The following is a 21,629-nucleotide window of genomic DNA, read 5'->3' on the forward strand; positions in this document are numbered from 1 at the left end:
GGACGGGGAGGCGGGGGCCGGGTTCGGCGGCCGCCATCCCGAGAAGCCGGGACCTCCACCGCGACTCACCACGAGACGGCCTTGCGCACCGCCGGACGTTGAGCGTGGCGATGAGTGTACTCCACCAACTGCGGATGCCCGTCGAGCAGCTTCAGCGTGTAGGCCAGGTGGAGGATGGACGCCGTCACCACATCGGCGGCGGTGAACGCTCCTCCCACGAGGAACTCACGGCCGCCGAGGCCTCCTTGGATGACGTCGAGCACGGCCGTCAGGCGGACCCTGTGCTTCGCGAGCTCTTCCTTCGCGTGCGCACTGGCCTTCTGCTCCTCGGGCAACTGCGCGTGCCAGTAGAACGCCATCACCGCGGAGTCGAGGCGCGTCTCGGCGAAGACCATCCACTGGTAATAAGGGCCGCGCTCCGCGGACCCCACCGGCGGCGCCAGGTGCTTCTCCGGAAACCGGTCGGCCAGATGGAGGCAGATGGCCAGGGTTTCCAGCAGCGTGACGTCCCCATCCACCAGGGCGGGGACTTCGCCCAGCGGATTCACCGCCAGGTACGCGGGGCTGGTGTTCTCCTGTCGAGCGAGGTCGAGCTTGACCAGTTCATAGGGCACTCCGAGCTCCTCCAACATCCATCGGGGACGGACCGCTCGGGTTCGGGGGGCACCGTAAAGCTTCATGTGTGACGCTCCTGAATGTTGCGGAAGGCGGCAACATGCGGCAATCGGGGTGGCCGGACAATCCGGCCCCCAGCGAACTCATTGTCAGGTCAGGCTTGACGGTCATGATCCCCCCCGCAGACATGCTCCTCTTCGCCACGGTCGTTCGAGCGGAGAGCTTCACCCGGGCGGCGCGCCAGCTCGGCATCACCAAGCAGACCATCAGCGAGCGCATCCGCAACCTGGAGGAGCGGCTCGGGGTGCGGCTTCTCGAGCGAACCACGCGGCGCCTGCGGGTCACCCAGGCCGGAGCGACATACTACGAGCGCTGCGCCGCCATCGCCGCGCAGATCGACGAGGCGAACAGTGAGGTGCAACAGCGGCAGGCGGAGCCCACCGGCCTGCTGCGGGTCTCCTCGCCGGTGCTCTACGGCCGGCGATACCTGACGCCCGTGATTTCGAAGTACCTCGACCGCCATCCCCAGGCGCGGGTGGAGTTGGTGCTGGCGGACCGCCGTATCCACCTCATCGAAGAGGGGCTGGATGTCGCAATTCACATCGGTCCGCTCGACGACTCGTCGCTCGTGGCACGCAAGCTCGGCGAGGGTCCGGTCCATTTCGTGGCGAGCCCCCACTTCCTGTCGAAGTACGGCACGCCGGGCGCCAGGGAGCTCCGCGACGCGCGCTGCATTGGCTTCAGTGCGTTCGAGACGTGGGAGGCCGAGGGGGTGAGGTCTCGAATCGATCCGGTCCTGACCGTGAATGATCATGAGCTCGCGTGCGAGGCGGCGATCGCCGGGGTGGGCATTGCGCGCGTCCCGGCCATCCTCTGCCGGGAGGCCGTCCGTGACGGCCGGCTGAAGATCCTCTTCGGCCCCAGGCCCGCGGCGCTGCGGGCCATCCACGTCGTCTACCCGAGCCGGCTGAATCTTCCAGCCAAGGTCCGGCTCTTCGTGGATGCCATGGCAACGCTGGCCGAGCCGATGCCGCCGCCGCACACCGGCCCACGGCGAAAGCGTTGAGCAGTGCCGGGCCGGGTGACGGAGCGAGGGCCTGGCTCGTTTTCGCCATTCCCGCTTCGCCGGCACACGTGTTCCTTCCTCTCGGGCGCTTCCGGTGCTTCCATCCGCGGGCATGACAGAGCGTGAGCAGCGCCGTACCCGTCCCCGGGAGTTCGACCTCGTCCTCTTCGGAGCCACGGGTTTCACCGGTCGCCTCGTCGCCGAGTACCTCGTGAAGAAGCGCCCCGCGCTCCGCTGGGCCCTCGCGGGCCGGAGCCTCGGCAAGCTCGAGCGCGTGCGCGACGAGCTCTCCGCCCTGGAGCCCTCCGCGAAGGCGCTCCCCCTGCTGGCGGGCGACAGCCTGGACACGGCCGCCATGGAGGGGCTCGCGCGGCGCACGCGTGTCGTATGCACCACCGCGGGCCCCTACGCCCTCTATGGGAGCGCGCTGCTCGGCGCGTGCGCGGAGCAGGGCACCGACTACTGCGACCTGACCGGTGAGACGCACTGGGTCCGCGAGATGATCGACGCCCACCATGCCCGCGCGGCCGAGACGGGGGCGCGCATCGTCCCCTCGTGCGGCTTCGACTCCATCCCGTCGGACCTCGGGGTGCTCCTGCTCCACGAGCAGCTCGCCGCGCGGGGCGGGCGGCTGGCCGAGGCCCATTACCGGGTGCTGCGGATGAAGGGCGGCGCGAGCGGTGGAACGATCGCCAGCGGGCTCCTCGCGGCGGAGCGGATGAAGGACCCCGCGGTGCGCCGGGTGCTCGCGAATCCCTACGCTCTCAGCCCGGAGGGTGCGCCCCCCATCCCCGGGCAGGAGGATTGGCTCCGCCCCCGGAGGGCTCCGGAGACGGGGCGGTGGCTGGCTCCGTTCTTCATGGCGGCGGTGAACACGCGCGTGGTGCGGCGGAGCAACGCGCTGCTCGACTACGCCTACGGGCGCGAGTTCCGCTACGACGAGTCGGTGGACATGGGACGGGGCCTGCCGGGACTGGCTCGGGCGGCGGCGACGAGTGCGGGCATGGCCCTGTCCGGAGCCGTGAGGTTCGCGCCCGTGCGGAAGCTGGCCGAGCGCTTCCTGCCAGCACCGGGTGAGGGGCCGAGCCGCGAGGAGCGGGAGAGCGGCTCGTTCGAAATCGAGCTGCTCGGGGTGGGCACGGCCGGGGAGCGGGTGCGCGCGCGTGTGGGGGCGAACCAGGATCCGGGCTACGGCGCGACGTCGTGGATGCTGGGCGAGTCCGCGCTGTGTCTCGCCGAGGACGCGCTGCCGGAGCGCGGAGGGCTGCTCACCCCCGCCTCGTGCATGGGGATGAAGCTCGTCGAGCGGCTGCGCGCGGCGGGCATGACGTTCCAGGCCGAGGCGGGTTGACGGGCTGGCGTCACGCCCGGATATCGCTGGCGTCCGGGCCCAGGCCCGCCGGACGAGCGACGACGTGCCCTCGACGGCACGGAGCACGATGGACGGCGGCTCCTGGCCGGGACTGCCGTAACCGAGCAGCTCTCCATCGATGATCTGCACGTCCGGCGTGATGAGGGGTGGCCGCGGTCAATGCGTCCCTATCGCCCCGCCGACACAAAGGCGTTCCGCTCGGATGCCGTCGGCTCATTGGGCAGCGGACCAGGCTGCTGCGCCACGAAGCGCACGATCGCCTCGCGTGTCAGGCGTTGCCCACGCTCGTTACCCCAGGGGATATGTCCAACACCCGGAACCAGGTGGCTGCGGGCGATCCGGTAGACATCGAAGTACTCCATCGCCCGGCCGCGCGGGATATAGCTGCATTCGCCGAGCAGCAACAACACGGGAGAGGACAACCCCACGAGGTCGGGCGTCGGGCTCCCGCGCGCATCCCGGCTGATGCTGAAATTGGCCAACAGGTTGAATCGCTCCGTCTCGAATGCCTCGAGCAGCCCGGTATCGCCCTTGCAGAACGAGTTGGCTACCAACGCATGTTGCACGTCCGGCGTGTAATGGTTGATGAGCTCTTCCTGCGACACATAGCGCTGATCCGCCGGCAGCAACGAGGCCAGCAACGCGCGCGGCGCCGCGAGCCTGGCCAGCACCGCAGCGCTGGGCGGCTGCGCACCGTCCGGCGCGCGCGTGGTCTTTTCCGCCATCATCGGGCTGAAGGAGAACGTCGCTCCGGGGATCTTGCCGGGCTCAGTCAACACGACGTACTTCACGCGATCGCGCACCTCGGCCTGCATCAGCGCGGAGGTGACCAACGTCGCGCCATACGATTGCCCCACCAGCACCACGGGCTTGTTGACGCGCTCGAGCACCGCCACGAGGTCGTTGACGTTGTTCTGGTGCGTGTAAGCGCGCACATCGCCCAGGGGCGATTGGCCGGCGCCGAATTGGTCGTAGAGCACCACGTCGAAACCGTCGCGGGCGAATTCCGCGAAGAAGCGGCGGTCGAAGTCGCGCACGTAGGCGCCGGGCCCGCCGTGCACGAACACCAGCGCCAGGCCGTTGGCGGAAGCGACATCGGCGGGCGGATACCGATAGACCGCCACCTTGCGATCTGGCCCGGTCGGCCAAAGCTGCGCCGTCGCGTCCGCCGGCAAGGAAGGCAGCACGGACGACGCCAGCGGGATCATCAGGTATCCCAACGGCGCCAGCACCAGCAGCATCACCACGGCGCGCCTGACGCTTGCGCCACGCGACCGCTGCCGCCACCCGCGCCACCACAGCGCACCGGCCAGCACGATCGCGCACCCCAAGGCGACATAACCGCCACCTGCCCCTCGGCTGGCCCACATCGCCACGAAGAATGCGAGCCATACCGCGAGGATCCGCAGCAAGCCACCCAATGCGTGAACAAGCTTTTGAAAGATTTCTTTGATGCCAATGCGCGTGGACATTTCCGACCGAATGTACAGCACTCTGGGCTCGGACAAGTCCAGGTAGCCGTCCACCGTCTCGGCGCCCACCATGGCGAGTGACTCCTCGAGGAGCCGTCCCCCAGCATGAGCACCTCCACCGTCGGGTGCTCCGCCAGGGCCGAGGCCACCGGCACGCTGTGGGCTCACACGTCGCGCGGGCGTGTGATCACGTAAGGTGGCAGGCGCTATGCTCTCCATTCGCTCTACCGCGCTCTCCTGCATCGTCGTGCTCGGCTTCGTCGCTGCTTGCGACGGCGATTCCACCTCCTGCCCCGTCGCCACAGCCGGTGCGTCCGTGCCGGTGATGAGCAACAGCGCCGGCGTCGAGCTGTGCGGCGGCTCCTGCGTGAGCACCGGGAGCGACCCGAAGCACTGCGGTGGTTGCGACAAGGCCTGCGCGACCGGCGAGGCGTGTGAGGGCGCCGTCTGTGTCGCGCTCTGTCAGATCGACGGCAACCATGTCGCCGACGGGGCGGTGAACGCGGCGAATACGTGCGAACAGTGCACGCCGGCGACGTCCGCGACCGCGTGGACGCAACGCGCTGACGGGACGCCGTGCAACCCGGGACAGGTTTGCTCGGCCGGCGTGTGCATCCCGAAGTGCTTCATCGACGGCGTGCTCTACGCCGCGGGTACGCCGAACCCGGCGAACGCCTGCGAGGCGTGCGTGCCGGCGACGTCGACGACGCAGTGGACGGCACGCGCGAGCGTTCCGCTGCTGGTCGGCGGCGACGACATCACGGCGCAAGGCTGGACGACGATCTCTCAGACGCCGAACACGCTCACGTACGGCGCGGACTACGTTCGCCTCGCGACGTCGACGAACGGTGGCGCGAGGACGAGCGGGCAGCTGCTCATCACGCGGGCGAACTCGCTCGACGGAACGAAGCCGTTCAAGCTCCAGGTGACGATGCAGGTCGAGTCGGTGAACACCCACAACGCGCTCGACAGCGGCGCGGCCATCATGGGGAGCTTCACGTCGCCGTTCGGCAACGGCACGGATCGTTCGCAGATGCTCTACCTCGACAGCGCGGCGATCGGCTGGGCGGACGACACGCAGTCCGCGGCGTTCCCGGTGACCGACGGCGCGTATCATGTCTACGAGCTCGCGGTGGACGCAGCGAAGGTGGCGACGGTGAGCATCGACGGCGTCGCGAAGCTCACGCGGAACAACTTCACGACGACCGGCACCATCGCCATCGGCGACCAGACGAACGACGCGAACGTCGACGGAACGGTGCGGATCAAGTCGGTCGAGCGGCTCTGTCCCTAAGCCAGGTGGAGTAGGTCCTGTCAGGGGGAGGCTCCGGGCGCGTTTTCCCGCAACTGGTCCGATGGTCGTACCAGCCGGGACGAAGCGCGACCGGAAGGGGCCTCGTTCTTTGCTGCGAGAGCACCCCTGACAGGACTTTCCCCACCTGGCTTGGTGCTCCGGGCGGACGTGCCGCTCTTGAGCGACGCCGCCTCCCAGCGGCCGGGCTCGAGCACCTACTCGGCCAGCGTTCTTCGCTGCACGAGCTCGGCCTCGGTGGGCGTCTCGAGCGCAACGGAGCCGGTCCGGTGGGATCTTCTTCGGGACCAACCGGCGCCTGCATCACACCGTCGAGGCTGACGAACGTTCCCGCGACTACTTTTCGCATGGACTCTCCTCTGGGTGATGAAGCACTGAAGCGTGGCGCCCGAGGCAGTGGCACAAAGCAACGCTACGCGCGCTTACCCGCCGAATAGATGGCGAACACACCGCCCTGCGGATCCATGCACTGGGCGACGCGGTCTCCGCCGGGGATGTCCATCGGTCCGTTGAGCACCTTTCCGCCCTTTTCCGTGATGCGCCTGGCAGTCTCGTCGGCGTTCTTCACGTTGATGTAGTGCAGCCAGTGAGCGGGGGCCTTCATCATGTTGGCGGCATTCGACATCCCGCCCATCGACTGCTTGGGGTCGGTACCGAACATGAAGTACTCGCCGAGCTCGGGGCCCATGCTCATGGACGAGGTGGCCTTCCAGCCGAAGAGCTCGGAGTAGAACTTCCAGGCGCTCTTCCAATCGGTGGTGTTGAGCTCGGCCCAGCTGAAGTTGCCGAGCATCTCGCGAGGAGCGAGCTGCTCGCCTTCGCGGGGCAGCGGCTTGAAGACGGCGAACACGGCACCCTGCGGATCCGCGAGGACGGCGTAGCGGCCAACGGTGGGGATGTCGGAGGGAGGCGCCATCACCTTGCCGCCCAGCTTCTGCGCCTTCTGAGCGGTGGCATCGACGTCGTCGACGTGGACGTAGCCCATCCAGTGCTGCGGAACGCCAGCGCGCTTCATCTCGTCAGGCAGCGTCATGACGCCCCCAACGCCTTTGTCGCCCGCCTTCAGGAGCTCGTAGTCGCCGCCCGGAAACTTCTCGGTCTTCCAGCCGATGATGTCCGAATAGAAGGCCTTCGCACCGGCAGGGTCGGAGCACATCAGGTCGTACCAGATGAATCGGCTCATCTCGTTCCTCCAAAGGGGTGGAGACGCGTCTCTACTACGCGAGAGGTAGCTGCAAGTGCGGCGAAGGGAGCCGGTAGTTCGCGACAGAACGACCGGACACGTTGGATCCGCTTACGCCAGCTCCCGGCGCCTGCCTCCACACCTCACACAGGCGACCACGTTCCCCCTGTGATGGCATTCACTGGCCGGGGGTTGGCGCCGTCACAGCTCTCCGGCGGCCTCCAGGGCAGAGTGCTTCGTATCAGGGCGCGAACCCCTCACACGACGCCCTGGCATCGAGGCCGCCATGTCCCGCATCCCGAGCACCGAGGTCCTCCTCCCCTCCTCCCTGTCCGCCGAGGCGCGGCACCAGCTCACCGACAGCCTCTACGCCGTCCACGCTCGGCTCTTCGAGTCGGAGGAGGAGCGCCAGGCGTGGGCCCCCCGCGACAGTCCCGAGGCGCTCTACTTCCTCGAGACCGCCACGGACCATGCCGAAGGGCACGGGCTGTTGACGGTGGAGCCCATCACCCTGGAGACCGTGCTGCGCATGGCCCACTCCCTGCTGAAGCGGCGGCTGCGCCAATCCATGGAGAAGCTGGCGGCCCGGGTGCCTGGCACGTGGCTCGGGGCGCGCCTGGGCCGCTCCCGGGTGGTCCACACGTTGCGCCACGTGCCGCTTTTCGCCCAGCTCGACGAGGCCACCCTGCTCGGTCTGGCCGAGCACGCGGAGCTCCTCGTGCTGCCCGCGGGCAGGGAGGTCTTCCAGGCGGGAAGCGCCAGTGACGAGCTGTACCTGCTGGAGACCGGCAGGGTCCAGGTGCTGGCCGAGGGAGGGAAACTCATGGACGAGCTGGGCAGCGGCGCCGTGTTCGGGGAGCTGGCCCTGATCACCCGCGAGCGCCGCTCGGCGACCGTCCGCACGGCGACGGCCTCGACGCTCATCCGCATTCCCCGCACGGCGCTCCTGCCGCTGCTCGAGGGGAATGAGCCCCTGCGCGAGCGGATGTGGAAGACGCTCGCCGAGCGGCGCTTCGATGATGTGGTGCGGGGGCTGGAGGGCTACGGGCACCTGGGGCGCGCGCGCCGGCTCGCCCTGCTGCGCGCCGGAGAGCTCCGCGAGCTGAGGCCACAGGAGTGGCAGAAGCTCGAGCCGGGCACCCACCTGTTCGTGCTGTCGGGCGCGGTGGACTTCGAGCACGCGGGGCTGGTGGTGACCCAGCGGGACTCCACGCTCCTGGAGGTCGGCCAGCCGCTCCGGGTGAGGGCCCGGGAAGCCACGCGGCTCGTGCTCCTGAATCCCCGGGCGGAGGCCGCCTCGTCCCCGCGCCTCGCGGCGTAAACGGCCCCTCAGACCCGCGCGCCAGCCCTCACACCCCGGGCCCGCCGGCAGGCCGCCAGCACGAGCAGCACGGCGGACATCCCCACCGCGCCACCTCCGTCTCCCGAGGCCGAGCAACCACCTCCGCGTGCCTCGGGCTCGGGCTCGTCACAGGGCAGCCAGGCCCGGCACGTCCCGCCTGCCTTCACGCACAGCCGCTCCCCATCGGAGCCGGTGCAGTCCGCGCCGAAACGGCCGGCCTCGAGGCCCGCCACCGCGCAGCGCTTCTCCCCATCGGACCCCGTGACACAGGCCATCCCGAGTGGGCAGTCGCCGTGGCCCTGACACCGCGCCGTGCACGCATCCACCGCTGGCTCGAACGGCGGCCGCGTGGGGGGGGCCCGTGCCACGTCGTCGAGGATCGCCTGGATGAAGGCCGTATGCACGTCGACGCGCATGTTGGTGCCCCTCGTGCAGGTGGTGTCTCCATACGAGGTGACGCCGACGAGGTGCTCGGCCCCCTCGGCCTCCAGGAACAACGGGCCGCCGCTGTCGCCGCCGCACGACATCCCAGGTGAGGCCACGATGGAGAAGGTCCCCGCCTCGACCGCCGTCACCCGGGCCGTGCCGCTGCGCCGCTGGCCCATGCTTCCCTCGTCATCGAGGCCGAAGCCCACCACCCGCACGGTCCGCCCCACCACGTCCGCCGGCAGCGTCCGCCCACTCAGCGGCACCGGCGCGACAGGCGCATCCCCGGCGAGGATCAGCACCCCGATGTCGTTCTCCACGGCGTTGAAGGCGGGGTGCAGCCGGCCCTCGAGGACGCGCACACGCTCGGCGGGGAGCGCCCGCGCCGGCTCGGGCGAGAACACCACCGAGAGCACCTGTGAGACGTCGGGGCTCTCCACGCAATGCGCCGCGGTCAGGACGACCCGAGGTGCCACCAACGTGCCCGTGCACAGGACCGGAGAGGCCTCGTCCGGCTCACCGCAGAGCGGCGACACCGGGACGATCGCCACCACGGCCGGAGAGCCAGGCTCGAGCACTCCCCCGGTGATGGCTTGCCGCTCCACCCTGGGCGAGGGCGTGGGAGGCACGCCGCACGCGCCCGCCATCAGGAGGAGCAACACGGCGGAGGGCCCCAGCGAAAGGGAGGGTCTCCACGCCGTCCGGTGCTCAGTCGCGCGAGAAGTCACCCTGCGCCTCGACCGAGGGCTTGCCGTCGAGGTCCCAGTACTTCCACTCACCGGCCTTCTCGCCATGGGCGTAGTGGCCCTGCGCGGCCAGCACGCCATTCGGGTGCCATTCCGAGTAGGGGCCCTGGGCCAGTTGCGCGAGCAGGGAGCCCTCGGCCCATTTCTTCCCGTCGGAGCGCCACGCGGTCCACTTCACCTCCTGCGAGCCGGCGGAGTGGACCTCCTCGCGGTTCTTCTGTCCCTCTTCGTAGTAGAGGGTCCACACGCCCTGCTTGAGGCCGCCGCGGTACTCGCCCTCGAGCTGCTTCACGCCGGTGTCGAAGTAGCTCACCCAGCGGCCCTCCATCTTGCCGTCGACGTAGGGCCCCTCGGTCTTGAGCTTCCCGTTGGGGTGCCACTCCACCCAGCGGCCGTGCTTCTTGCCATCGGGCGTCGCGCACCACTGCAGGGTGCCGTCCGGTGGCGCGCGGCCATGCAGCCGCGCTCCCTCGGGACAGGGGCTGGACGCTCGAGTGCAGCCGAGCGCCGTGCTCACGACGACGGCCAGCACGACGAAACGCTTGCGCGAGAAGGCTAGTAGCAGGTGCCGACTCCACTGCAGCTGCAGTTGTTGCTCGCGAAGGAGTAGTCGTCGGAGGCGGCCGTGAAGGTGCCGAGGCCGTAGTCGTGCTTGGCGCAGTCCTGGGTGTACGCCGTGGTGCCCACGCACGCGGGGGTGCTGGTGATGCCGCAGCCCTGGCCGCAGCGGCCCTTGCAGCCCTGGCCCGAGCCACCGGTGCAGCCGCAGCCCATGCCGGCCTGACGGGTGTAGCCGCCGATGTTCTGATTGCCGCAGGTGCAGGAGATATGGGTCCAGCCGCGCGCCGAGACGTACTGGTACGGCGAGAGCAGCTCGCCCACGGGGACAATCTGCATGAAGCTCGTCTGGCGCATCGCCGCTTCCTCGGTGCGCGTGCGCTGGCCCTCCACGGGCACGGCATTGGAGATGCCCTCGAGCAGCGGGGTGATCAGCTGGGCCTGCGCCGCGTCGAGCGGGCTGCCCTCCGGCATGAACTTGCCAACGCCCTGGGTGTAGTCGATGTGGAAGCCGATGACCGGATCCCCGAAGTCGTAGGTGACCTCGACGACGTTGGCGGAGGTCTCGACCACCAGCATGCGAACGGACGCGCCACCCGAGCTGTAGGTGGCCTCGAGCGTGGTCGCGTCACGATTGAGCAGCGTGAAGCCTTCCTGCGCTTCGGCCTGTTCCGCGGGCCCGTTCGAACAGCCCATCACCATCACCATCGACATGACAGCCAGGAAGAGCTTCTTCATCTCGGTCTCGATTCCGCGCGTGGGCGTCCAGGGGGCGAACGCGAGGGTAGGGAGGAGACCGCGCGGATGTCCATGAAAATCATGGATTTCTGGCTTCAAGCGTCTGGCTGCGTGTGAAGCCTCTCACGCGCACGCCACCGACTGGCCCTGGTTCGCCTGCCGCACCCTGCTGAAGCCCTGCTCCACCGCGCGGAACACCGCCTGCCGCATGTGCGGCGAGCTGATGCCTCGCCAATCGCTCGCTGGCAGCAGGTGCAGCTCCAGTCCCCGCGACGTGGGGCTGGCGAAATCCGCCGCTCGCGGCTGCCCGGCGCGCGGATGACGAGCCTCGAGTACCTGGGGGACTACACCCCCGAGGCCCTGGTGGACCCTCCTGCGCCGAGGCCGTGCCCGCTCCCTCTGCCTGCGAGAGGGAGGGGTGGCACGCGGAGCGTTCCTAGATTCAGGGGAGGGGACACTCCATGCGCGCGCCGCCCATCTCCGACTACGCCCTGCTGTCCGACTGCCCCTCGGCCCTGCTCGTGAGCCGTCGGGGCTCGGTGGACTGGCTCGGCCTTCCCCGCTTCGACTCGCCCTCCGTGCTCGGCCGGCTGCTGGGCACGGGCGCCGGGCACCGGGTGCTCCGGCAGGTGAAGGGGCGCTCGCACCGGCGCTACCTCGAGCGCACGCTGGTCCTGGAGACGCCATGGCCTGGTGCACCCGCTGCCGCGCGAGGTGGAGGGCGGGGTGCTGGCGCAGGGCGGCGCGGACTCCGAGGAGTTGGAGCCGGGCTGGTGAACGCGGCGTGGGCCATCGCCCAGGCGGAGGAGCGCCAGCGCCCGGCCGCTACCCGGCCTGCCTCCGGATCCGACTCACATTCCCGGCTGGATGCCCTCTAACCGGATGAGGTGGTGCTCATGAGCCAGCCCGACAGGAACTCCCTCTCCATCATCCCCATGGCCTCCCCCAACTTCGACTACCGGAGGCACCGGACGCTCCTGGCCATCGTCCTGCACGGCACTGGCTCGAATGACGGCTTCGAGGTGCTGGCGCGGCTGCGCAACCCGGCCTCCCGGGCGAGCGCGCACTACCTGGTGGACCGGGACGGGCAGATCTACCAACTCGTCGCCGACAAGGACCGCGCCTGGCACGCGGGACCGTGCAGGCTGCACGGGCGGGTGTGCGACCTGGACGAGCACGCCATCGGCATCGGCATGGTGGGGGACGGCCACGAGGACCCGCCCTACACCCCGGCCCAATACGAGCGCCTGAGCGACCTCGTGTCCGTGCTGCTCAAGGAGCACGGCACCATCCCGCCGCACAACGTGGTGTGCCACGAGGACGTGGCCGTGGGCCACGGGAATGGGCCCTTCGGGAAGTTCGACTTCGACTCCGTCATCCAAGGTGTGCGGGAACGGCGGGCCGGGGCCGCGGCGCCGGACGACACGCCGGCCCCGGCACAGGCCCCCCCTTGGCTGGAGCTGTAGCGTCCGCCCGGCGCTTCAGGGGCGCACAGCGCCGGCGTTGCTCGTCTGGCGCAGGGTGACCCACTCCCAGGCCTTGAAGCTGTGCTGCACCTGGAGCGGCTCGAGGTCGGGATAGCCGAGCAGCCACTTCTTGGTGCTGGTGGTGAAGGGCCCATCGGGGTCTCGAATCGAGAGGGAGAGGTGCTCACAGGCCCGCTGGCCGAGGGCCTGGACGGTATGGGCATGCCGGCACAGCGCCTGGAGGTGTGCGACGGCCTGCCGCTGGGCCTCGAGCTTCTGGGTGAGCGTCTTCAGCGCGTGCAGCCTCGCCAGGGGCACCCGCATCAGCGCATCGAGCCGCTCGCGGGTGAGCACGAGCAGCCCGAGCAGCGCGGTCCGGGTCGCCCGGTGCCTCGTGTCGTGGGTGAGCAGGAAGGTGCGCGCCCGGGCCAGCAGCTCGCGCAGGGCCTGGGCGAGCGCGTGCAGCTCCTCGAGCGCCGGGGCGGGCGAGCGCGAGTCCCTCCCGGGATGGATGAGCTGCTCGTAGTGCTGGAGGAGCAGGTCCAGCCCCTGCTCGAGCTGGAGTTGAAGGGCGCGGGCCTGGTCCCCGTCGGGGCTGTCGGGGGTGGGCGGCCAGAAGCGGCTCACGTTTCCCCGCTGCTCCCGGAGCTGGTCGGCCCTCGCGAGGGCGCACAGCCGCGTCCGGTCGTACTGGAGCCCGATGAGGCGGCGCCGCCGGACGAGACGCCGGCGCGCGGACCGGCTCACCTCGGGCATCCGCTTGGCGGATTCGAGGAGCTTCTCCATCAGGGTGTTGGCCGCCTCGAGGTTCGTGACGAGAATCGTCCGGGGGTTGGTCTTCTCCCCGGGATGGAAGGGCGCGGAAGCGGACTTCCTGTACCCCTCGAAGGCCGCCCGGGCGTGCTCCCCCGCGTCCTGGAAGAGCGCGGAGAGCTGCTGGAACGTCCCCAGGGCCTTGCCGAGGGGCTGCTGCTTCTCCAGGCCCTCGTCCAGCTGGGGCGCGTGCCAGACGTGGTTGGCCGGGACCCGCCTCCTGGGAAGCTCCAGGAGCCGGGCGCCCATGCAGACGGAGTAGAAGCAGGCCAGGTGGTAGTTGGCCGTGCCCAGCCAGTTGGGACGGATGCGCACGGCCAGGGTCGCATGGTGGGCCACCCGGCGCATCTGGTACTGGTGCCACGCTTTCTGGAGCCCGAGCGGTGGGTGGGACAGGTTCCAGCGCAGGTAGGTCAGGTACCAGCGCAGGCGGCGGCGGACCGGCTCATGGGCGGGGGGCCTGTCCTGCTGGAGGTACTTGCGGCTCTTGCGGTACAGCTCCTCGAGGTCCTTGAGCTGCTGCCACTCGGCGCAGCCCCGGGCGGCCCGCATGGCGAGGTTGAGGTCGCGCCGCTTCTGGGCGGGGCTGAGCAGGGTCTGACAGAAGAGACGGCGGTCGCTGGTGCTGCGCAGACACCGTCTGAGCACCTCCCATCGTCCGAACAGCACCAGCTGCTTCAGGGCCCGGGCGCCCATGTTGAGCAGGGCCCGCTCCAGCCGCCCGGTATCCCGCTCCCCGAAGATGATGGGTTGTCCGCGCCGGACCCGCAGCGGCCGGCTCCGAGGCACGTCCCGCGACGGCTCCGGCCCACGAGGGGCCCGCGTCGCATGCTGTTGCAGCCGGAGCTGCCGCTCGATGAGCCTGCTCGGCAGGGTCGGCCTGCGCAGCCGCTGGGCCAGCCTGCCCTCGAGCGCGACCAGCAGCCGCTGGCGGGGCGTCATTCCCCCGGGCGCGCGCCCCGTGCCGTCCGGCCCCGTCCCGTCCGCCTCGTCCAGCCGCCGGGCCCAGACCGTGGCCGAGCGGCAGGTGGAGGCCAGGCGCACCTTCGCGACGAGCAGGTGCGGGTAGCGCTCACAGACCTGGAGGTAGATTTCGATGGCGCCCACGTAGTCGCCACAGGCCTCGAGGGCCTCGGCCAGCTGCAGGCGCACCATGGCGCTGCCCAGGCTGTCGCGCGCGGCCTCCTCCAGGAGCGTGCGCGCCCCCTCGGCGGTGCCCAACACGTCCGTGGAGTACGCGTGGAGCTCCTGCACCCCCTGGTGGTACTTCCAGAGCGCGGAGCCATCGCCCTCCTCCCAGTAGTTCCATTCCGGCAGCACCCGGCACTCCTGGATGGCCCGCTCCACGGCACAGTAGGCCGCCTGCTCGACGGCCCGCTCCAGGCTGACGTCGCTGGAGAGGGTGCGCGCCATGAGGGTGCGGCCGGTCCGCAGGTCGACCATGTTGATGCGGATGCCCCAGGGGCCCCGCGTGTGGAGCAGGGTGCCGGTGATCTCCAGTCCCGAGGGGGGAAGCAGCAGGCGCATGACGAAGGCCACGGCCCGGGTGAGCCAATGGTTGTCCTTGACGGACTGCTGCTCCACGAAGTCCTGCCAGTACTCCAGGGCGCCGCCTGGCAGCGGAGAGGGGTTGTGCGGGGTCTGCCGGTGGAGGCACTCCCGCATGAGGTTCTCCAGGTCGGGGCGGGCCGCCGGCTTTCCCTCCGGGTCCCGGTTCTCCTCGATGCGGGCGACGCGGATGGGCTGCAGGGCCCGGCGGAGGTTGATGCGATCCAACCCGCTGAAGCCAATCAGGGCGAGCACCCCGAACACGGCGGCGCTGGGGGCATCCAGCCGGATGTCCCTGCGATGAGTGGCGGGGCCGAGGATCCGGCCGGCCAGGCGCTCGCTCACCACCTCGGGAAGGCTGTGGGGAGGCTCCGCCGGGGAGGCCGCCACCGGGCCGTCGGCAGGGGAGTCATCCCCGTGGAGCGCCACCCCCAGGACCACGGACGCCACGGCCAGCAGCGCGAGGCCATGGAAGAGCCGGCGCGAGAGGGTGACGGCCGCGAGGAGCAGCAGGAGGAAGAGGCCCAGGAGCGTGGGGAACCAGGGCCAGAGCCAGTCGAGCGATTTCAGGGCGGGGCTGACAGGGCCGTTCCCGGTCACCTGATTCCAGATGTGGGCGTAGTCGCTCCAGAGGCGGCTGGTGGCATGGATGAGCCCGACGAAGAGCCCCACGACGAGGAGCAGGAGCAGGCCTCCGAACAGCAGGTGGGGCCAGAGGAGGGCGGTCACGCGTGGAAACCGGCCGGAGAGCCAGGGCCAGGCCCACCACAGCACGGCGAACGTCACGGTGACGCCGGCGGCCAGCCACGGGAGGATGGACAGCACGGGCGCGAGCACGAAAGCAGGCAGCAAGCGGAGATCCTCCATGGAGAGGACCGGACTCCCGGTGCGCACGGGGCGGGACATACCTCCACGAGTTGAGGCTCGGGAGGGTCGCGGGCCATGGCAACCCAGGGGCGGACAGGCCCTCCCATGCCACTTCGCCACGGCTGGGGCCGGAGGGCCGCTCCATGACGCGGCGAGACATCCCTCCGGGAGGTTACTCACGGGAATTCGCCAACGCCAGGCAGGCCCCTTCACCCGCCAAACCGTAGCAAAGCACTCGCTCCGCCATCTCGAGGGCCTCGCCCCACTCCATCGAGGCGATGTTCATCGCCTGGGACTTCTTCGCGCGGAGCCAGGGCTTCGAGCCCCCTGGTCAGGAGGTGCGCAGCCCCGGACCCGGCCCACCGTCTCTCCCGGTTGAGCGGAGACCTCGGTGAGGGCAGCGAGTGCCTGTCCCAACGCCGGGCCCACGGGCTCCCTGAGCCACCTGCCCGCATCCGACAGCGACACGCTCCGCGTCGTGCGGGTGAGCAGCACCACACCGAGGAGCTTCCGCCTCACTGTTAAGCACCGCTTAAGAGCCTATTGGTCCCCCGGGGCGTAGTCATCCGAGGGCATGGGGCGTACTTCTCTTCATGAACGGGGAGAACGGCCCCGAACCCACGGAGAGAGGAAGCACCATGCAAAAGCGTCAATTGGGAAAGAGTGGCCTGGAGGTCTCGGCTCTCGGGTTGGGTGCCATGGGCCTGAGCTATGGTTATGGTCCGGCCACGGACAGGCAGGAAGCGATCAAGCTGCTCCGGTCGGCCGTCGAGCGCGGCGTCACCCTCTTCGACACCGCCGAGGCCTACGGCCCCTACAAGAACGAAGAGCTCGTGGGCGAGGCCCTTGCCCCCTTCCGGGACCAGGTGGTGATCGCCACCAAGTTTGGCTTCGCATTCGATGCCAATGGCGGGCAGAGCGGCATGAACAGCCGGCCGGAGCACATCAAGGAGGTCGCCGAGGCGGCGCTCGAGCGGCTCAAGACCGACCGTATCGATCTCTTCTATCAGCATCGCGTCGATCCGAACGTGCCGATCGAGGAGGTCGCTGGCGCGGTGAAGGAGCTGATCCAGCAAGGCAAGGTCAAGCACTTCGGATTGTCCGAAGCAGGCGCGCAGACGATCCGGCGCGCTCATGCGGTCCAGCCGGTCACCGCCCTCCAGAGCGAATACTCCCTGTGGTGGCGGGAGCCCGAGAAGGAGATCCTCCCGACCCTGGAGGAGCTCGGGATCGGCTTCGTGCCCTTCTCCCCCCTCGGCAAGGGCTTCCTCACGGGCGCGATCAGCGAGAGCACGACGTTCGACAGCAAGGACTTCCGCAACATCGTCCCGCGCTTCACGCCGGAGGCCCGAAAGGCGAACCAGGCGCTGGTGGATCTTCTCGGCGAAATCGCGGCCCGGAAGCAGGTGACCCGTGCGCAGCTCGCGCTCGCCTGGCTGCTGGCCCAGAAGCCGTGGATCGTGCCGATCCCGGGCACCACCAAGCTGCATCGCCTGGAGGAGAACGTCGGAGCGGCGGCCGTGGAGCTGACGCCCGAGGAGCTCCGCGACATCGCTGGCGCCCTCTCCCAGATCACGGTGCAAGGGGAGCGGTATCCCGCGCACCTTCAGGCCAGGGTCGGCCGCTGAGGGTTTCGCACATGAGCAATGTCTTGATCCTCGGGGCGAGCGGTGGAATCGCTCGTATTGCCACGGATTTGTTCCTGAAGGAAACCGATGCCCGGTTGACGCTCTACCTGCGCAACCCGCGCAGACTCAAGAACGTCGACTCGATCCGCGTTCGAGTCGTCGAAGGCGATGTCTTGGATTTCGAAACGTTGAAGAAATCCATGACGGGACAGGATGTCGTCTATGCCAATCTGGCTGGCGAGCTGGAACGAATGGCCCAGAACATCGTGAAGGCCATGGACGCAACGGGCGTCAAGCGCCTCATCTTCATCAGCTCCATGGGGATCTACGATGAAGTCCCGGGACAGAGGTACAGCAGCATTCTGGACCCCTATCGCAAGTCGGCTGAGGTCATTGAAGCCTCGGATCTCGACTACACGATCCTGAGGCCCGGATGGTTCACCCATGGCGATGAGATTGACTATGAACTCACCCAGAAAGGCCAGCCTTTCAAAGGGGGCCAGGTGTCGCGGAAGAGTGTCGCGGCCCTGGTCGTCAAATTGGCTCAATCGCCAGAGCTGGAGGTTCGTCGCAGCCTGGGGGTGAGCAAGCCCGAGTAGGGAGCCAAGCAGTAGCCCCGCCCTCACGGCAGCATGAGGGCATCCCCGGGGACGCGCTCCAGGTGCTTCATGGAGGCGGCGCGGGCCTCGGCCCGGGCCCGGTCCTCGAGCAGGGAGAGCGTGGCGCGCACGGCGCCGAGCAGCTCCGGCTCACGGTAGGGCCTCGAGCACAGCGAGAAGTCCGGGTGGGCCCACGCCGGCCGCGTGGCCCCCGCCAGCACGATGGGAATGGGCCGGGCCCGCGGCAGCTCCGAGAAGGCCGCCAGGAAGATGCCCAGCTGCGTGGGCGGGGCGCTCGCCGACAGCAGCACCAGGTCCACCGGCAGGAACGACGCCCTCCGCAGCGCCTCCACCCCGTCGTGCGCGGTGAGCACCTCGAAGCCCTCGGCGCGCAGCACGCGCTCGGCCACCTGCTCCTGCGCCGGGTCCTCGTCCAGCAGCAGCACCCGGCGCGGCAGCCGCCGCACCTCGCTGGCCGTCATCCGCGGCAGGCCCAGGCTGAAGGTGGAGCCCTCGCCCTCGGCGCTCGTCACCGACATGGAGCCCCCATGCAACCGCGCGATGGAGTGGCTGATGAAGAGCCCCAGCCCCAGCCCGCCGAAGTGCCGGTGCGAGGAGTTGCCCGCCCGGTAGAAGCGCTGGAAGAGGCGCGTCTGGTCCGACGCCGGAATGCCGATGCCCCGGTCCTTCACGTGGATGCGCGCCTGCCCGGCCACGGCCTCCACCTCCACGGCGATGGGCTCGCCCGTGGGGCTGTACTTGTGCGCGTTCTCCAGCAGGTTGACGAGCACCTGCTCCAGCCTGTCCCGGTCCCCCTGCACCCAGACGCGCTCGCGCGGCACGGTGAGGTTGAAGGGGCGCTCGAAGGCGTGGCGGAACTGGTCCACCACCTCGGCCACCAGGTGGCCCACCTCCAGCGGCGCGGGCTGCAGCGACAGCCGGCCCAGCTCCAGCCTCGACACGTCCAGCAAGTCATTCACCAGCCCCGCCAGCCGCTCCACCTGGCGCTTGGACTTGATGATGCTGGAGAGCTCCACCGGCTGGCCCTGCGCGATTCTCCGCTCCATGGAGTAGAGCGTGAGCTTGAGCGGGGTCAGCGGCGTCTTCAGCTCGTGCGAGGCGATGGACATGAACTCCTCGCGCACGCGCAGGGCCGCCTGGGCCTCGCGCAGCAGGCGCGCGTTCTCCACCGTCACCGCCACCTGTCCGGCCGCGGCGCTCCACAAATCCAGCTCGCGCAGGGAGAAGGAGGTGCCCTGCTCCTTGTAGAGCACCAGCAGCCCCAGGGCGCGCTTCTGCGACAGCAGCGGCACCGCGGCGAAGATGGAGCCCACCGCGTCCCCATAGCCCCGCTGGACGCCAATCTGCGGCTGCCGGGTGATGAGCGCCGCCTCGAAGGAGTCGGCGTGGTTCTCGAGCGCGTTCTCGGGCGAGTCGGCGCTGGCCAGATCCGACACGGCCACGCGGCGCAGGGGCAGGCCCTCCTCGGAGAGGTACACCTCGGCGCGGCGCACCTGGGCGCAGCGCACCACGGCCAGCACCGCGGCCTTGCACACGCTGTCCACGTCCAGCGTCTCGCCCACCTCGCGCGCTATCTCCTGGAGGGCCTGGGCGAAGGCGACGTCGTCATCGGCGCCCGAGGGCTCGAAGAAGAGCCAGGTGCCCGGGGCCGCTCCCTGACGGCCGGGGCGGGCCTGCACACGCACCTGCTTGAGGCCCGAGGTGATGACGTGGCCCGAGTGCCCCCGGCCCTCGCGCAGGGCGTGCTCCAGGGCATCGCGCCCCCAGCCGCCTTCCAGGGCGGAGAGCACCCCTTCTCCCACCTGGAGGCACATGCCCGTCTTGGCGGTGAAGTCCGGCTCCACCCACTCCACTCGCAAGTCCGCGCCGAGCCGAACCACGGCCTGGGGGACGCACGCGAGGATGTCCTGAAAGTCGGGAGGAAGCATGCGGGGTCGAGATTGGAGTTACGCCCACCACGCGGATCAAACAAGACGCCCTGCCCATCCTACCCGACCCCCGACGCAGGGGGCGTTGGGGTCCCGACAGGGCGGGTGCCCGGCAGGGGAGAGAGCGTTCACCACTGAGTGGCTGCAATCGGCGCGGTGTGTGTTAGACGACACACCGCCATGCCTTCCCAACCCTCCAAGGATCTGCAGACCTTCCCCAACCCGGCGCCGGATCGCGACTACGAGATTGCCTTCGACGTGCCGGAGTTCACGTGCCTCTGCCCGCTCACCGGGCAGCCGGACTTCGCGAAGTTCAAAATCCGCTACGTGCCGGATCAGCGCTGCGTGGAGCTCAAGAGCCTCAAGCTCTACATGTGGGCGTACCGCAACGAGGGCGCCTTCCACGAGAAGGTGACCAACACCATCGCGGACGACATCGTGAAGGCCATCCAGCCGCGCAAGCTCGTGGTGGAGGGCGACTTCTTCGTGCGCGGCGGCATCGGGACGCTCGTCACCGTGACGCACGAGAAGCAGGGCAAGGGCGCGAAGCCGGCGGCGAAGAAGAGCGCGCCGGCACGCCGCAAGTAGCCCCTACTGGTTGTCCTGCATCTTCCCTTCCAGCTCGCGGGCGCGCTGGTCGGCATCGGACTCGATGCGGCTGGCGGCCCCGCGCACGTTGTCGAGCTGCCGCTTGGCGGAGCTCGGCTCGCCCGCGGCGGTGGTGGTGCCCGCCGACGCGTGGTTGAGCGCGTAATACGCGGCGCCCCCGATGACGGCGATGGCGAGGACGGCGGTGATCATCTTGCCCATGGTGTGACTCCTGGAGGGTGCTGCGTCAGCGTACGGTAAGCTGACGCACGAGTCCCATCCAGTGGGACGAGGTGAGGGCCAGCCCGGTGCCCACCGCTCCGGCGGCCGCCAGCCCGGCGATGAGCCAGCGCGTCCACGCCCGCGGCGACGGCGTGTCGAAGACCTCCACCACGCTCAGCTCCTCCTGCGTGAGGTGGGCGAGCGCCTCCGTCTCGGTGAGCTTCTGGCGGTGGCGAAGGAAGCCCACGAGCAGGGCCTCGTAGGACATGCGCACGCGCTGGGTGAGGAAGGCCTCGAGCTCGCGGCGCATGGCGGCGGCGTTGGGGTAGCGATCCTCGGGCCGCACCTGGAGCGCGCGCTGGACGATGTCCGTGAGGGGCTTGGGCAGGTGGGGCGCCGCCTTGTTCAGCGGGGTGTACTCGCCATCGCGGATGCGGGCGAAGACCTCGCCGGCGTTGCGGCCCAGGAAGGGCCGGGTCCCCGAGAGCGCCTCGTAGAGCAGCACCCCGAGCGCGAACAGATCCGTGCGCCCGTCCACCGGCGAGCCCGTCACCTGCTCGGGGGACATGTACGAGGGCGTGCCCACCGCCATGCCCTGCGCGGTGAGGGCCTCCAGGCCCACGTCCTTGGCCACGCCGAAGTCCATCAGCTTCACTTCCCCGGCCTTGGTGAGCATCACGTTGGCCGGCTTCAGGTCGCGGTGGATGATGCGGCGGAAGTGGGCGTGCTCCAGCGCGTCGGCGATGCGCGCCCCCACCGCGGCCCCCACCTCGGGTGGCAGCGGCCCTTCCTTGATGAGCTCGTGCAGGGTGGGCCCGTCCACGAACTCCATCACCATGAAGAGGACGTCGTTCTTCTCCACCAGGTCGTAGAGCGTGACGATGTTCTGGTGGCGGAAGGCGGCGAGCGCCAGGGCCTCGCGGCGGAAGCGAGACACCGCCTCCTTGTCCCGCACGGGGTCCGCGAGCATCTCCTTGATGGCGACCTCGCGCTGCAGCATCTCGTGCAGCCCGCGGTACACCTGCGCCATGCCTCCGCGGCCCAGCTCTCCGAGCACGCGGTAGGCGCCTATCTTCCGATGTCTGACAACGGGCTTCTCGCTGGAGGGCACGGACGCGA

General features: G+C 69.6%; 19 protein-coding genes. 9 read left to right on the forward strand and 10 right to left on the reverse strand.

Annotated features, from left to right (window positions below):
• Positions 1–65: 65 nt before the first annotated feature.
• Positions 66–680: a glutathione S-transferase family protein gene (locus ACJ8AN_RS34895; protein ID WP_407759889.1), complete on the reverse strand. Its 615-nt coding sequence runs from the start codon at positions 678–680 to the stop codon at positions 66–68.
• Positions 681–802: 122 nt separating this feature from the next.
• Between ACJ8AN_RS34895 and ACJ8AN_RS34900 the strand changes: the two genes are divergently transcribed.
• The gene (locus tag ACJ8AN_RS34900) at positions 803–1,681 is read left to right on the forward strand and encodes a LysR family transcriptional regulator (RefSeq protein ID WP_407759890.1); all 879 of its coding nucleotides are present in this window, start codon (positions 803–805) and stop codon (positions 1,679–1,681) included.
• Between the two features lie 112 nt (positions 1,682–1,793).
• Positions 1,794–3,032 carry a saccharopine dehydrogenase family protein gene (locus ACJ8AN_RS34905; protein WP_407759891.1) on the forward strand — a complete coding sequence of 413 codons (1,239 nt, stop codon included), beginning with the start codon at positions 1,794–1,796 and terminating at the stop codon, positions 3,030–3,032.
• A 188-nt stretch (positions 3,033–3,220) separates the two neighbouring features.
• On the opposite strand, the gene ACJ8AN_RS34910 is transcribed toward ACJ8AN_RS34905, so the two are convergent.
• Positions 3,221–4,597: an alpha/beta fold hydrolase gene (locus ACJ8AN_RS34910; RefSeq protein ID WP_407759892.1), complete on the reverse strand. Its 1,377-nt coding sequence runs from the start codon at positions 4,595–4,597 to the stop codon at positions 3,221–3,223.
• Positions 4,598–4,733: 136 nt separating this feature from the next.
• Between ACJ8AN_RS34910 and ACJ8AN_RS34915 the strand changes: the two genes are divergently transcribed.
• On the forward strand, positions 4,734–5,819 hold the full coding sequence (locus tag ACJ8AN_RS34915; protein ID WP_407759893.1) for a hypothetical protein: 1,086 nt from the start codon (positions 4,734–4,736) through the stop codon (positions 5,817–5,819).
• A 430-nt stretch (positions 5,820–6,249) separates the two neighbouring features.
• Here the strand turns inward: ACJ8AN_RS34915 and ACJ8AN_RS34920 are convergent, their stop codons facing one another.
• Positions 6,250–7,020: a VOC family protein gene (locus ACJ8AN_RS34920; protein WP_407759894.1), complete on the reverse strand. Its 771-nt coding sequence runs from the start codon at positions 7,018–7,020 to the stop codon at positions 6,250–6,252.
• A 286-nt stretch (positions 7,021–7,306) separates the two neighbouring features.
• Between ACJ8AN_RS34920 and ACJ8AN_RS34925 the strand changes: the two genes are divergently transcribed.
• Positions 7,307–8,341: a cyclic nucleotide-binding domain-containing protein gene (locus ACJ8AN_RS34925; protein WP_407759895.1), complete on the forward strand. Its 1,035-nt coding sequence runs from the start codon at positions 7,307–7,309 to the stop codon at positions 8,339–8,341.
• 8 nt (positions 8,342–8,349) lie between these two features.
• Here ACJ8AN_RS34925 and ACJ8AN_RS34930 read toward each other — a convergent pair whose 3' ends face one another.
• From ACJ8AN_RS34930 to ACJ8AN_RS34940, 3 genes are read right to left on the reverse strand one after another with little or no spacing between them, the layout of a single operon-like run.
• Positions 8,350–9,450: a S1 family peptidase gene (locus ACJ8AN_RS34930; protein WP_407759896.1), complete on the reverse strand. Its 1,101-nt coding sequence runs from the start codon at positions 9,448–9,450 to the stop codon at positions 8,350–8,352.
• A 46-nt stretch (positions 9,451–9,496) separates the two neighbouring features.
• Positions 9,497–10,066 carry a toxin-antitoxin system YwqK family antitoxin gene (locus tag ACJ8AN_RS34935; protein WP_407759897.1) on the reverse strand — a complete coding sequence of 190 codons (570 nt, stop codon included), beginning with the start codon at positions 10,064–10,066 and terminating at the stop codon, positions 9,497–9,499.
• Between the two features lie 23 nt (positions 10,067–10,089).
• Positions 10,090–10,830 (reverse strand): hypothetical protein, encoded by a 741-nt coding sequence (locus ACJ8AN_RS34940; protein ID WP_407759898.1) that lies wholly within the window; start codon positions 10,828–10,830, stop codon positions 10,090–10,092.
• A gap of 461 nt (positions 10,831–11,291) precedes the next feature.
• Here ACJ8AN_RS34940 and ACJ8AN_RS34945 point away from each other — a divergent pair, with 461 nt between their 5' ends.
• Together ACJ8AN_RS34945 and ACJ8AN_RS34950 are read left to right on the forward strand one after the other, a co-directional pair.
• A complete protein-coding gene (locus ACJ8AN_RS34945; protein ID WP_407759899.1) occupies positions 11,292–11,708 on the forward strand; it encodes a trehalase-like domain-containing protein in 417 nt (138 codons plus the stop codon).
• An 18-nt stretch (positions 11,709–11,726) separates the two neighbouring features.
• A complete protein-coding gene (locus tag ACJ8AN_RS34950; RefSeq protein WP_407759900.1) occupies positions 11,727–12,296 on the forward strand; it encodes an N-acetylmuramoyl-L-alanine amidase in 570 nt (189 codons plus the stop codon).
• A 15-nt stretch (positions 12,297–12,311) separates the two neighbouring features.
• Here ACJ8AN_RS34950 and ACJ8AN_RS34955 read toward each other — a convergent pair whose 3' ends face one another.
• A complete protein-coding gene (locus ACJ8AN_RS34955; protein WP_407759901.1) occupies positions 12,312–15,509 on the reverse strand; it encodes a hypothetical protein in 3,198 nt (1,065 codons plus the stop codon).
• Positions 15,510–16,162: 653 nt separating this feature from the next.
• Between ACJ8AN_RS34955 and ACJ8AN_RS34960 the strand changes: the two genes are divergently transcribed.
• A complete protein-coding gene (locus tag ACJ8AN_RS34960) occupies positions 16,163–17,152 on the forward strand; it encodes an aldo/keto reductase (RefSeq protein WP_407759902.1) in 990 nt (329 codons plus the stop codon).
• Positions 17,153–17,163: 11 nt separating this feature from the next.
• Positions 17,164–17,751 (forward strand): SDR family oxidoreductase, encoded by a 588-nt coding sequence (locus ACJ8AN_RS34965; protein WP_407759903.1) that lies wholly within the window; start codon positions 17,164–17,166, stop codon positions 17,749–17,751.
• A gap of 23 nt (positions 17,752–17,774) precedes the next feature.
• On the opposite strand, the gene ACJ8AN_RS34970 is transcribed toward ACJ8AN_RS34965, so the two are convergent.
• Positions 17,775–19,700, reverse strand: a complete 1,926-nt coding sequence (locus tag ACJ8AN_RS34970) for an ATP-binding protein (protein ID WP_407759904.1) — start codon at positions 19,698–19,700, stop codon at positions 17,775–17,777.
• 180 nt (positions 19,701–19,880) lie between these two features.
• Here ACJ8AN_RS34970 and queF point away from each other — a divergent pair, with 180 nt between their 5' ends.
• Positions 19,881–20,288: a preQ(1) synthase gene (gene queF / locus ACJ8AN_RS34975; protein ID WP_407759905.1), complete on the forward strand. Its 408-nt coding sequence runs from the start codon at positions 19,881–19,883 to the stop codon at positions 20,286–20,288.
• A gap of 3 nt (positions 20,289–20,291) precedes the next feature.
• On the opposite strand, the gene ACJ8AN_RS34980 is transcribed toward queF, so the two are convergent.
• Together ACJ8AN_RS34980 and ACJ8AN_RS34985 are read right to left on the reverse strand one after the other, a co-directional pair.
• A complete protein-coding gene (locus ACJ8AN_RS34980; protein ID WP_407759906.1) occupies positions 20,292–20,510 on the reverse strand; it encodes a hypothetical protein in 219 nt (72 codons plus the stop codon).
• Between the two features lie 25 nt (positions 20,511–20,535).
• Positions 20,536–21,567 carry a serine/threonine-protein kinase gene (locus ACJ8AN_RS34985; RefSeq protein WP_407759907.1) on the reverse strand — a complete coding sequence of 344 codons (1,032 nt, stop codon included), beginning with the start codon at positions 21,565–21,567 and terminating at the stop codon, positions 20,536–20,538.
• Between the last annotated feature and the right edge of the window lie 62 nt (positions 21,568–21,629).

It is taken from the genome of Archangium sp. (assembly GCF_045802675.1).
Classification (GTDB): domain Bacteria; phylum Myxococcota; class Myxococcia; order Myxococcales; family Myxococcaceae; genus Archangium.

Bases quoted from the DNA above. Each gene is read 5' to 3' on its own strand.
- ACJ8AN_RS34950 (WP_407759900.1), top strand. From the start codon at position 11,727: ATGAGCCAGCCCGACAGGAACTCCCTCTCCATCATCCCCATGGCCTCC.
- queF (WP_407759905.1), top strand. From the start codon at position 19,881: ATGCCTTCCCAACCCTCCAAGGATCTGCAGACCTTCCCCAACCCGGCG.
- ACJ8AN_RS34910 (WP_407759892.1), bottom strand. From the start codon at position 4,597: ATGGTGGGCGCCGAGACGGTGGACGGCTACCTGGACTTGTCCGAGCCC.
- ACJ8AN_RS34925 (WP_407759895.1), top strand. From the start codon at position 7,307: ATGTCCCGCATCCCGAGCACCGAGGTCCTCCTCCCCTCCTCCCTGTCC.
- ACJ8AN_RS34960 (WP_407759902.1), top strand. From the start codon at position 16,163: ATGCAAAAGCGTCAATTGGGAAAGAGTGGCCTGGAGGTCTCGGCTCTC.
- ACJ8AN_RS34920 (WP_407759894.1), bottom strand. From the start codon at position 7,020: ATGAGCCGATTCATCTGGTACGACCTGATGTGCTCCGACCCTGCCGGT.
- ACJ8AN_RS34965 (WP_407759903.1), top strand. From the start codon at position 17,164: ATGAGCAATGTCTTGATCCTCGGGGCGAGCGGTGGAATCGCTCGTATT.
- ACJ8AN_RS34915 (WP_407759893.1), top strand. From the start codon at position 4,734: ATGCTCTCCATTCGCTCTACCGCGCTCTCCTGCATCGTCGTGCTCGGC.
- ACJ8AN_RS34900 (WP_407759890.1), top strand. From the start codon at position 803: ATGCTCCTCTTCGCCACGGTCGTTCGAGCGGAGAGCTTCACCCGGGCG.
- ACJ8AN_RS34945 (WP_407759899.1), top strand. From the start codon at position 11,292: ATGCGCGCGCCGCCCATCTCCGACTACGCCCTGCTGTCCGACTGCCCC.
- ACJ8AN_RS34940 (WP_407759898.1), bottom strand. From the start codon at position 10,830: ATGAAGAAGCTCTTCCTGGCTGTCATGTCGATGGTGATGGTGATGGGC.
- ACJ8AN_RS34895 (WP_407759889.1), bottom strand. From the start codon at position 680: ATGAAGCTTTACGGTGCCCCCCGAACCCGAGCGGTCCGTCCCCGATGG.
- ACJ8AN_RS34970 (WP_407759904.1), bottom strand. From the start codon at position 19,700: ATGCTTCCTCCCGACTTTCAGGACATCCTCGCGTGCGTCCCCCAGGCC.
- ACJ8AN_RS34980 (WP_407759906.1), bottom strand. From the start codon at position 20,510: ATGGGCAAGATGATCACCGCCGTCCTCGCCATCGCCGTCATCGGGGGC.
- ACJ8AN_RS34905 (WP_407759891.1), top strand. From the start codon at position 1,794: ATGACAGAGCGTGAGCAGCGCCGTACCCGTCCCCGGGAGTTCGACCTC.